Annotated in this window: 8 protein-coding genes and 1 pseudogene; 2 read left to right on the top strand and 7 right to left on the bottom strand. The window is 66.5% G+C overall.

Features of this window, described 5'->3' with window-relative positions; translation table 11 throughout:
* Positions 1 to 211 precede the first annotated feature (211 nt).
* From FHS87_RS22600 to FHS87_RS22580, 5 genes and pseudogenes are all read right to left on the bottom strand, one after another.
* On the bottom strand, positions 212 to 751 hold the full coding sequence (locus tag FHS87_RS22600; protein WP_184521974.1) for a transposase: 540 nt from the start codon (positions 749 to 751) through the stop codon (positions 212 to 214).
* A 471-nt stretch (positions 752 to 1,222) separates the two neighbouring features.
* Positions 1,223 to 1,960, bottom strand: coding sequence for a hypothetical protein (locus tag FHS87_RS22595; protein WP_184521971.1), 738 nt, complete (start codon positions 1,958 to 1,960; stop codon positions 1,223 to 1,225).
* A gap of 3 nt (positions 1,961 to 1,963) precedes the next feature.
* On the bottom strand, positions 1,964 to 2,905 hold the full coding sequence (locus tag FHS87_RS22590; protein ID WP_184521968.1) for a CHAT domain-containing protein: 942 nt from the start codon (positions 2,903 to 2,905) through the stop codon (positions 1,964 to 1,966).
* A gap of 338 nt (positions 2,906 to 3,243) precedes the next feature.
* Positions 3,244 to 3,994: pseudogene (locus FHS87_RS22585) on the bottom strand (IS6 family transposase).
* Positions 3,995 to 4,141: 147 nt separating this feature from the next.
* Entirely contained in the window at positions 4,142 to 4,357 is a 216-nt protein-coding gene (locus tag FHS87_RS22580; protein ID WP_184521965.1) for a hypothetical protein, read from the bottom strand.
* 60 nt (positions 4,358 to 4,417) lie between these two features.
* Between FHS87_RS22580 and FHS87_RS22575 the strand changes: the two genes are divergently transcribed.
* Together FHS87_RS22575 and FHS87_RS22570 are read left to right on the top strand one after the other, a co-directional pair.
* Complete coding sequence (locus FHS87_RS22575) at positions 4,418 to 4,702, top strand: hypothetical protein (protein ID WP_184521961.1); 285 nt, start codon at positions 4,418 to 4,420, stop codon at positions 4,700 to 4,702.
* Positions 4,703 to 5,422: 720 nt separating this feature from the next.
* Positions 5,423 to 6,295: a KilA-N domain-containing protein gene (locus FHS87_RS22570; protein ID WP_184521958.1), complete on the top strand. Its 873-nt coding sequence runs from the start codon at positions 5,423 to 5,425 to the stop codon at positions 6,293 to 6,295.
* 121 nt (positions 6,296 to 6,416) lie between these two features.
* On the opposite strand, the gene FHS87_RS22565 is transcribed toward FHS87_RS22570, so the two are convergent.
* Together FHS87_RS22565 and FHS87_RS24570 are read right to left on the bottom strand one after the other, a co-directional pair.
* A complete protein-coding gene (locus FHS87_RS22565; RefSeq protein ID WP_184521955.1) occupies positions 6,417 to 7,475 on the bottom strand; it encodes a site-specific integrase in 1,059 nt (352 codons plus the stop codon).
* On the bottom strand, positions 7,472 to 8,728 hold the full coding sequence (locus tag FHS87_RS24570) for a tyrosine-type recombinase/integrase (protein ID WP_184521952.1): 1,257 nt from the start codon (positions 8,726 to 8,728) through the stop codon (positions 7,472 to 7,474). Before FHS87_RS24570 ends, FHS87_RS22565 begins: the two co-directional genes overlap by 4 nt.
* Between the last annotated feature and the right edge of the window lie 255 nt (positions 8,729 to 8,983).

Genomic DNA, 8,983 nt, shown 5'->3' with positions numbered 1-8,983 from the left:
TGTCAACGGCTGGCCTCAGAGCCGCATCGACGAGCTCATGCCCTGGCACTGGCCCGCGACCACCTGACCACCAAGGGCCTCAGCACATCGCTTACACTACTTCGGTCACCTGACGATCATCTATGCTCGAGGGCAGTGCGTCCCCGATCACACGCCTCCAGCGAGGTATGTCGGCCTCGATTAGGGCGCGAGAGTTGTACCCAGACGCCTTCTACCAGCCCATGCGCCCCCGCTCGACGATGGTTCGAAGGTGCCAGTCACATTGTGTCGGTGCCGTCTCCGCCGTCTCACTCCGCAGGCCGACCTGCGAGCCAGCATCGACGTCCTTGTCGGTCAGCACCGACGCGACGATCTGTCCGGTGTCAACATCCGTACAGAGGTGGAGCTTGCGCCATCCCCGGCGCGTCCTGGTAACGTGTTTCCCAACCAGCCACTCGCAAGGGCCGCATAGCTTCAAGCCCGTGCTGTCCGCCAGCAGATGCACAGACTCTCCACTCGTCCCTGGCGCTGACTTCTGCACCTTCAGGGTTTCGGCTCGGCGGCTCAGGGTGGAATGGTCAGGCACGGCCAGGTCGAGACCGAGCAGGTGGAGAATGGAGCCGATCAGCCCTTCGGTTTGGCGCAGGGTCAGGCGGAACACGGCTCGCAAAGTCAGCGCCATGGTGATGGCCAGGGTGGAGTAGAGGAGCTGCCCACCCGGCGTGCTAGGTGGCTCCGCTTGCCAAGCCGAGACCGCCTCCTCCGTGACCACACGCTCAAGCTCCCGCGCTGCCGCAGACCAGCGTCGTAGTCAGACCAATTTGTCACTCTGTGCCGCTACTTCGGGATGTGATGCCGGCGGTCAGAATTGGTTTTGGAGAGCATGCTGGCACTCAAGTTGCAGAGACACTGACCTGACCCGTAGCTCCACGGCCTCCACCTCCAAGCCGCTGGTCCGTGTAACAAGGTCAGGTCTCATTGCTCAGGCGCGCCCAGCCTTTACAGCACCTCACCATTGCCGAAGTCGAGCGAGGCTTGGTGCGGGCGCCGTGAAGTTGGCACGCTGGCCTGTCGTGGCCAGGCAGGCTCGGGGTGCGTGCCGCCGACATAGAGGACGGGCGGGCCAAGCTCGGCGCATGACCGCCTAGGCGCTCGCCGCGTAGCGGTGTCCCGATGGCGGCGCGCGAACGAGGTCGGCCTCGGGGCGCCCGCAGAAGGGAGGGGAGGAGGGAAGACGTCTCGGTCAAGCAGAGTCGCGGAGGGCTCCCACCATGCTTTCCGCAGCGGTGCGGTAAGGCTCCGGTATACTCTCCAGACAAGAGGGCTCAATACGGAGCGCGCGGAAGGTGTGGACGAGCGTCGCCCGCTCCTCATTGAAGTCGAACAGGCAGCCGCGGTTCTCTTTGTGGAAGTCAACAGCGGGGTGCAGAAGTTCTTCGAGTACCTGGGCTAGCATCATCGCGGAAAGGCCAACCTCGAACGGGCGGTCAGCTTGCCGCGCAAAATCCCGCACGTCGGCCGCAGAGACGATCACAACGCTGTCGTCTGCCCAACTGAAAAAGTTCCAGAACGTCTCACCACCGTCCTCGAAGGCAATCATATCGGGGGTGAGCACGACTACCAAGTCGAAGCCAAAGGTAAGCCTTACCTGTGCACCGATGATCTTGAGGCGAGATGCTACGACGTTGCGCCGCAAATCTTTGGCGCTCCGGGCGACACGCCTGGAGTCAATTCGCTCGCGGGCCCAGGCCAGGGTAGACTCGCCACCAGTGCTCACCGCGCGCGGCACCGCAACGTCCACCATCTCGAATGCGAACACGTCCTGAATTGCATTCAGCCGCTCTAGCACGTCGGGCAGGAAGCCGGCATTGACCTCGAGATCCCAGACACCGACCCGACGACGGGCCGCAGAATTTTTCGAGGAGGGCCTTCCCGGCGCCGCGTCGGCGACCGCCGGCAGGAAGCGGTGGAGCGTAACCATTGGTCAGGCAAACTCCGGGAACAACAATTGTGCGGAGGGTGCGCGGTACAGCACCGGGATGCCCCACTCAATCGACGCCGTGTCCTCGTCGCCGCGGGCAAGTGTAGTGTGGCTTCTCAGGCGCCCCGCGTTTACCGCCTCGTCGATGTCGCCGCAGCGGAGCAACTTGTCGTAGAGCCCGCCGCAGAACTCGGCCACGGTATCGGCCGGGATGGCCATCTGGTTGGCAACAACCGCCGGCACACCGGAGGAAACGAGAGCCCTGGCCATGTTGGCGAACGGCGCCGCGACGGCGGGCTCGGCCGAGTTGCACGCCGTGAGCAGAACGAGCCGGGGCTGCACGCCCGAAACCATGGTGGCGAATTGCTGCGCGCGCATGGAGTCAATCCGGCCGGCATCGTTGGTCAGCAGCAGCACGCCGACCGGCGCGCCGGTGAACTGGCGCACCTCGCCGTGGCCGAGGTAGTGCATGATGTCCCAGGGCTTCTCTGGCTCCCTGACTGCGTCAAAGAAGGCTCGCTTGGTAGCGACTGCGCGCACTTCCAGAGTTACCCCGCCCGTAGGCATGCGCAGCGCGAATTTCCGTCGCAGAGTCGCTGTCATCTCCTCCAGTGGGACGAACGTATCTCCGGCCTCGCGCGAGACTGCGAGCAGTACGCGCAGATCCCTCTTCTCTGAGGAACGGAAGCGCGGCCCAGGCGGAGTTCGGCAGGCTACGATGCGCGTCACGGCGCGATCTGCATCCGGGGTAGGCAGTTCGCCGGGGCCGCAGAGATACTCCCAAGGAATCCGTTGCAAATCGCAGTCGTTGATCAGGAGGTTGACACGCACACCCTGCGCCCGGGCCTCACCATAAAGCCCACCTACGCCGCCACGTAGCAGCACCGCGCCGAGCCGCTCGGCGTAGCTATCTAGCTCAGCCTGCGGCACGGTGGCTGTGTTCAACAGGCACGCAACGATCCTCTCCCGGTAGGCCAGGAGTTCGCCAATCGTGTGGTCTCGCGGTAGTTCCAACATCGCGGCGTGGCCGTTCAGCCTAGCGACAACCCATGCTGGAAAGCAGCCTTGCGGTCCCGGCTTTGGCTCGTGACCACCAACGATGGTCAGATCAAGCGATCTGGCGAGCGGCAACGCTTTCTACGCCCCAAAATGTATACCATGTGTTCGGAAGCGTAGCATGCGTTGGTGGCCTTTCAATATTCAGTTCGCGGAGCACCGGCCCCAAACCGGGACTCTGTTGCAGAGTTTGTGACGGGCCACAGATGGTCTGGTCAGCAGGTAGATCAGGCAGAAACCTGGAACAGTGCGGCGATGAAGATGGTTTGGGCCCGCATGTCTCGTCTGTCGATATCCCGAACTTGCCCTCTCCTCATCATCGCCGTCGCCTCGTAGCCCGCCAGTGTTCGCTGTGTCGTATGGAGACCGCCGAAGCCGAGCCCCGGTCTGACCAGGCGTTTTACACGCCGATGGTCTTGTTCCACGATGTTATTGAGAAAGTTGCATTGCCGTAGGCGGGCGAAGCGCCACGGCTCGCCGGCCCCTTTCAGTTGCTCGATGGCACCGGGGTAGGCCGGGTGCTTATCTACCGTGATGCCGCGAGGGTTCACCGTATGCACCTGCCCGAGCACCTTGCGAAAGAAGCGCTTCGCGGCTTCAGCGTCCCGCTTGGCTGAGAGCAGGAAGTCGATCGTCTGGCCGCGGCTATCGACCGCGCGATAGAGGTAGGTCCAGCGTCCCTTTACCCGGATGTGGGTCTCATCGACCCTCCAGGATCCGTTGCTCGTCCGCAGTTGCGGCCGGATCCGCTTCTCCAGCTCTGGCGGGTAGGCCTGGACCTAGCGGAAGGACCTAGCGGAAGAGCGTCGTATGCGCGATCCCGACACCCCGGTCCTGCAGCATCAGTCCGAGGTCGCGGTAGCTGATCGGGAACATGAGATACCACCGGACCGCCCAGAGGATCACCTCCGCCGCGAACTGCCGCGCCTTGAAGGACCGCCCCGCCCCAATTCCACCCAGCTCTCGCCGTCTCGCCATGCCAAAGCATTGCTCCTATCACCGCCGGGCGCAAAACCTGCAACAGAACCCTATTAGCAGGCCGAGGTCTTGAGCCCTCCGCATGGTGCCCCTCCTCCTCCCGCAGTACCGCCGCACAGGATGGCGGTCCGCCTTGGTGGCGAGGGCTCATCCCGAAGGCCCCGATAGCTCTGCAAGCATCCTGGCTGCCTGGTCGGGGTCGAGCTGACCGGCCGCGTAGAGGGCAATCACCGTTGTCACGGATGCCAAGATCCCGTCCAGGGCCGCCTCCACCGGTGCATCGGCATCCAACTTCGCGGCATCCAACCGGTCCAGGCGACGATCGCGGACGGTGTCGTAGTTCGCCGCCTCCACCGCCAGCATGAAGCGCTTGGCAAGGAGATCCGCTGGGATGCTGCGTTCCAGGGCAAGAGCGCGGATGTCTTGCGCGCGGGGCTGCGCGGCCTCTCGCTCCTGCGCCAGGTCGCGCTCCTCTATGGCTTGCGCCCGGGCGGCGCTGTCATCCTCGCCCTGCTGCGGCGCCTGGCCTGGACCGCCACCGGCCTGTCAGGCCTCGACCTGTTGGGCAGGGCACTGGCCGATGGCACCCTTGCTCAGGCCCCAGTGCTCAAGCAGATCGCGGCAGCCCTCCCGGGCACGGGCCTCGCGGCTGTCCGCCTCAAGCGCCTCGCCGACGTCGCTGCGAAGGCATGCTCGCCGCTCGGGTAGGGACGGTACGACCGGGTAAGACGGCTTCGCTGGATAACCGGGCTGAGGTCGCGGAGGCTCCAGTTCCGGGACCGGTAGCGCTTCCCAGTCTCTCAGCCCCATTGTCCTCCCGCTCACCGACGGACCGCTCCTAAAAGGAAGGTCTGCGTGTCTGCGTGCCGGGAGCACCGTCACCGATCGAAGGAGGCATCGGGCTTACTGCCGCCTACGTGCAGCGCTGAAAATAGTTCTGTCATGTTATTGAAATTGTCGTCCTCCGACCCCATCTCTATTGAGGAAGGGCAAGCGAACTTCGACTCCTGACGCTTGTAGCCCTTCCCTCCCCCATCCTCATCTCGGCGGACCCGTCCACGCTTCGGCGCGGCCCGGGTTCGGCACCGCGCATCCGGCACTGAGCCGGCCGCCTCTGCGAACCCTCACCCTGCCAGCGGTGGCAGGAAGATGATCGCGATGGGCCCCGTCGGCGCCGCCCCTTCCCAGGAGCTTGGGCGTCGGCCCCGCTGCGTGCGCGCGGCGGATTGTTTCGTGTCTCCCGTTTGCTTTCCGTTTCCCCCGCCTTCGTCTCCTCTTCCGTCCCACTCGGGGGGGGGCGCCCCTCTATCGCGCCCTCCTCTCTCCTCCCCCCGCTTCTTCCTCTTCGCCCCCAGCGGGTTTCGGCAGCTCCGAGCCGACCGTCGTGGCTCCCTGAGCAAGGGCCGAAACCCACACTGGACATCCCTCATGCCCTTCACCGCCGACACCGGCACCTCCGCCCTCGCCTACGAGGGCCACCGCATCCGCCACCGCGGCGGCATGCTCAACCTCACCGACATGTGGACTGCAGCCGGACGCCCGGATCACCGCCGGCCGTCTGACTGGCTCCTCCTGGAGGACACCAACCGCTTCCGCACCGGGGCGCTCGCCGAACAGGACGAGGCCCTCTTGCCGCAGAGCCCGGATGCCGACGACGTCGGCGTCTGGGTCATCGAGCGCGACGGCCTCATCGCCTCACGACAGGGCAGCCGGGGCAGTACCTGGGCCCACTGGCAGCTCGCCCTCTCCTACGGGCAGTACCTGTCCCCGGCCTTCCACGCCTGGTGCAACACCGCCCTCCGCGCCGCCATGGCGCGGAGCGACAGAGACGGCCTGGCGGGCACCGCTGCCCTGCACCGGTCCATCGCCCGGCAGTTCCAGGCGATGAACCGGCGGCTCGACGCCCTCGAGCGCCACGTGCGCGACGGGCTGTTCCTCCAGCTCTCCGCCCAGGACCTGCTGATGGGGCGCCGCCGGCACTTCACCGGCCGCAGCCAGGGCCTCATGCTCGCCGTGCTGCGGGATCCCCCCTACGAGGGGCTCTGCCCCTGCTGCGGCGTCCATCCCGTCCTCGACGCGGTGGGCGAGCGCCTGCCGGGCGCCGAGTACGACCACGCCTTCCACCGCGGGCTGAACCGGCCCGAGCACGGATGGCTGATCTGCGGGGCCTGCCACCAGGACCTCACCAGCGGCGGCTACCTCGTCCGCTTCGAGCGCAGCGGCGCCTTCCACGCCTTCCAGGCGGCCGTCTCCGCCCGGCGACGCCGGCCGGGAACCGTCACAGAGGACACGGCCTTTTAGCCGCGCCCTCCCCCACAAACCCACGACCAGAGCCCCCCGGCCTCAGCAGAGGCCGGGGGGCTCTTTCCCGTTTCAGGCGTTCCTGACGCCGAGGTCCTGCACCGGACAGGATGGAGGGATCTTACTCCTTCTCGCGTGCCTTACGGAGCGCGTCGTGGAAGCGTGCAGCGGCTTCTAAGCCTTTCCCTCGATTGTAGTGCTTATGATAGACCGGCGCGCTGATCCCGAGCATCTCGACGGCTCCTCCCAGCCCTTCGGGGTCCATGGCGGACCCGGTCGTGCCGACGTCGTGGCGGAGCCGGTGCGGCCCAAAGACCGCCCCTGACCCGTAGTGCTTCTCCGACCGCCAGCGGATCCGTTTGTCGATCCCTCGGATCCCGAGCGCCTCTCCGCCCCAGTTCACCCAGAAGGCGTCGCTCTCCTTTCCTGCCAGCAACTCCCGCCGCTCCACCTCGACGTAGCGCGTCATCCAGGATTGCAGGCTCGGCGAGAGCGGATAAGCGATCGGCCGCCCGGTCTTCACGTCCTCCTCGTCGAGTGCGATGGACCACGTCCCAGCACTGTCCTGTGCCACTTGGTGGCCGAGGCGCAGCGCGGCCATGGAGCGGAGCCGCATCCCGCGCGTTGCGAAGATGGCGATGAGCAGGCCGTCGCGCAGCATCACCTGCCGCCGCCGCGGTCCCCTCTCCTCCAGCGCCTCGCGCATCATGCCGATCCCCCAGTCCCGTATCTCGGCAGCGTGGTGGACCGTGAACTGGCGCTTGCGCATGTCGAGCTGGTTGCGAAGGGATACGCCGCCCGGAGATTGCAACCACCGGAAGTCCCCGCTTGGCACCAGGATGCGCATCGCCCCCGCCAGCTCATCGAAGCGGCCCACGACAGTGTAGTCGGCGTTGCCGAGCGCGATCAGCTCGTCGAAATACCTGTCCGCCAGCTCAGGCGTCACCAGCTCGGCCGGGCCGACTTCCTCCCGCAACAGTCCATGCCAGGATAGGAAGCCGAGCCAGCGCCCGTAACCATCCCCGGTTTTCTCGATGCTCTTGTCGGCCAGGTGGGCGGCAGAGCCGCGGGTCGAGAAGCGCCGGCCCTTGCGGGCCATCGCCACTTCCCAGGCCGCACGGTGTGAGGCCGGCCACTCCTCCAGCTTGAGGCAGCGCCGGCGCGGATCCGGCGCGCTCAAGACTGAGCCCCCTTCCCCGCCGAGCCTTTTGGCTTACGCTTGCCGCCCCAGGCTTGCGCGACGATCGCGCGGCCCGCCTTTCGCTCCTGCAGCACGACGGTGTCGAAGCGCTCGGCGGCGACGGCCGTCTCGAAGCCGATATAGGCATTGATCGTCGTCTGCAGCGAGCGGTGCCCAAGCATGCGCCGCACGTCCTCGTAGTGTCCCGGGTACCGCTGCAAGTGCAGCCAGGCGGCGAAGTGGCGGAACAGGTGCACGTGCACGCGCACACGGACGTCGGCGTAGACAGTGTCGCGAAGCGCCTTCCCGAGGCCACCGTCGCTGTAAGCTCCCAATCGCCGTCCCGGGAAAACATAGGGATTGCGAGGGTCGGCGAGGGTCGGGCGGAAGTCGTGCAGGTAAGTCTCGATCAACTCCGCGCTCGCTCGCGGTACCGGCCACTCGATCGGCTCGCGGTTCTTCACGTCGGCCCCGTCCACCACGATGTGCGTGACGCGCTGTCCCTTCGGATCGAGCCGGCGGAAGTGCTGGTCGGCCCGCAGGTGACGGAGATTGTGCAGCCGCATCGGGCAGATCAGGAGAATTTCCAGAATTGCCGCCACGCGGGCCATTCTCGCGGCCTCGATATCGGTCGGGTCTAATGCCCGGGCCCGGCGCATCAGCTCCGCCGGCAGCGCTAGCAGGAGGGCACGATACTGCGGCTGGATGAGCGCCCGCAGCCGCTCCCGTACTTTCGGGGTCAGCCCATTCTGCTTGCGATGACCAGCTTCGTTGCACCACTTCAGGAGTTGCTTGACGGATGCAGCATCCAATTCGGCATAGTGCGTCCCGACCATGTGCAGCGCCGCCGCGACCGTCGCTAACTGCCCCCCGGTCTCCCGCTTCGTCCGCGCCGCGTAGAAGTCGAGGATCTCCCCCGCCCGATCGATCGGGTCGACCAGATCGCGAAGGGAGGTCAGTTCCTCAGGCCGCACGATGCCCTCGATCACCAGGGCGGACGCTGCCTGGCGCAGGCTGAAGAGCCGCGTCGCGATCGACTTCGGCTTGAGGGGCCGCTTGGGTCCACCCCCGGCACCGAACCGCCCGCCGGCCCTGCCGCCGCCGGCGAGGCGCCGCTCGAAGCGGGCGTAGTCGTCCTGGAAGCTCTGCGGGAAGGCCGTGATCGCCAGGACGTAAGGCGTCCGGCGGACCGGGGCCGTGAGGGGCAGAAGTCCCTCTCCCTTCCCCTCCTTAATGAGAGCGTTCCAGGCCACGGCGGCTGCCTCGACCCGGGTCCTGCCCTTGGTCCCGAGCCAGCGTCGGGCACTCTCGGCCGCCCAATCCGCCAGCTCAGCGTCATCCGCCGCAGACGGCTCGACGCCCCGTTCGGTGCAGCGCCGGGCGAAGCCGCGCAGGCATCCCCTGGCAGCTACATTTATGGGATGGCCCGCCCCTCAGTCCTGCTGGCGTAGGCTGGCCGGGCAACCGGGGCGTGAGGGAGCTGACCCATGACGGAGATTGCGGTTCTC

The organism is Muricoccus pecuniae, assembly GCF_014199205.1.
Lineage (GTDB): Bacteria > Pseudomonadota > Alphaproteobacteria > Acetobacterales > Acetobacteraceae > Roseomonas > Roseomonas pecuniae.
This window is presented reverse-complemented; position numbering and strand designations above follow the sequence as displayed.

What these genes read in the sequence shown, in the direction of transcription:
- FHS87_RS22570 (WP_184521958.1), top strand. Translation starts at nt 5,423, where the DNA reads ATGCCCTTCACCGCCGACACCGGCACCTCCGCCCTCGCCTACGAGGGC.
- FHS87_RS22595 (WP_184521971.1), bottom strand. Translation starts at nt 1,960, where the DNA reads ATGGTTACGCTCCACCGCTTCCTGCCGGCGGTCGCCGACGCGGCGCCG.
- FHS87_RS22580 (WP_184521965.1), bottom strand. Translation starts at nt 4,357, where the DNA reads ATGCTGGCGGTGGAGGCGGCGAACTACGACACCGTCCGCGATCGTCGC.